1 protein-coding gene and 1 pseudogene are annotated in these 1,648 nt (G+C 35.7%); both read left to right on the forward strand.

The features are described from left to right. A pseudogene (locus tag BPMYX0001_RS34400) lies at window positions 1-811 on the forward strand (hypothetical protein); the annotation flags it as partial. A gap of 92 nt (window positions 812-903) precedes the next feature. Beyond that, on the forward strand, window positions 904-1,648 hold a 745-nt coding region (locus BPMYX0001_RS28390; RefSeq protein ID WP_033799538.1), incomplete at its 3' end, for a hypothetical protein.

Consider the following 1,648-nt stretch of genomic DNA (forward strand, 5'->3'; position numbering starts at 1 on the left):
GGATGCTCAAGATATGTATGGTGGAAAAATACACATGATGGATGCTTTTACTAAAGAGATTACTGACATACCAATACGGAAGGAAGAAGAACCAAATCAAGAAGGTTTATCTGTATCTTTAACGGAAAAAAACGGTAGTGTAAAAGATGTTCACTTAAATAAAATTTTGCAACCAGATTTATATGAGACAGTCCATAACTCTGTTTTTGATGGGAAAGGAAGTTCGTTTGTTGTACATCAAAAAGATGCACAGATTGATTTAAATGATCTAGTCAAAATAGCAATATATGATAAATGGGTACAAAGAGAAGTAGACTTTGTAGATAAAGCTGAGGATCAAAAAGAGTTAACGTTTAGTGAAAAAGAGGTGGAATTATATAAAGAAATGAAACAGGAAGGATATGCACCAATTGAGTCATTAGAACAAAAATTACAACCACTTCCTCATACGGCTAAACATGTTACAGCTTCGATGGAGAAAGAATTAAGTGAAAAATATGAAGCGTTTAAACGTGCTCAATCTAATGAAACAGTGAACGATATTGATAGTATTATAAGCCGTGTACAGGTGGAAGAACGTTATTTTGCAACGAAAAATGTAGCAATTGATAATGAACTCATTACCCAAGAATCCGTTAATCAATTAGAAAGTAAAGTTCAAGAAAAGTTGAACAAAGAAGGAGTTACAGTTACGAAGCAAACCGAATCGAAAGTGGCTGATCGGGAAAAACAGTTTGAACCATTCTCGAACTTTGCACAATTCCAAAATGTAACGAAGAAAAAGAAACAAGAAGTGGAACTGGAACGGTAAATGATTTGCTTGCACAACTGAATGAAGAAAAACTGTCATCACTTATCGTTCAAAATGGAAAGTGATTTTTTTATTTAAAGGAGGAATGGAAAATGAATATAAAAGAACAAGTCAAACAAGAAGAGGTAAAAGAGGCATTGTACAAATATGCATTAAAAACAGCTGGTAAACCAATAGAAAGATTTCCTGAAGGAAATATGCATGAGAAACAACGAGGGGTGGAACCAGGTATTACTCGCATTGCGATTCCCTCTGTGACAAGCGCAATGGACTGGGGGCAAGGAGATATTACAATTGATGTTCATCATGATACCGGGAAAGTGAGAGTATATGAACAAGAAATAGATGGTGAAAATTGGTCGAAATCTTCTCTTCGACTTACAGGAGAGAAGCAGTTGTCTGATGTGGTAAAAAATTTGATAAAACAAAGAGCTATCGAACGGCAAAGAATGGACGAAACAGCCAATCAAAAGATGGAATATCAAGTTGAACAGTCTTCACAGCCTCAAGAGCCATTAATTGAAAAAAATCAAGCGGTGCTGATACCTAAAGAAATCCCCAAAGAGGCTTATAAAGAGTCATATAAGGAACAAGTTTTAGAAGAGATTGCTCCTTCTCAAGAAGAGAACGAGTATAAACAACAGTATAAGGCAGAAGTGTTGGCGATGCTTGGAAGGGAGACAGAAAAAGAACCTCATTCTAACAGGCAGGCATCTAAAGAAAAGTCAAACGAGAAACAACCAGTACAACAAGAAGAAAGGTATACGAAAAGTCGGGAAGAACGTGTTAAAGAAATGAAAGAGTTTGAGAAGACGCATTCATATCCTGAAGTATATC

The sequence above is a fragment of the Bacillus pseudomycoides DSM 12442 genome, from assembly GCF_000161455.1.
GTDB lineage: Bacteria > Bacillota > Bacilli > Bacillales > Bacillaceae_G > Bacillus_A > Bacillus_A pseudomycoides.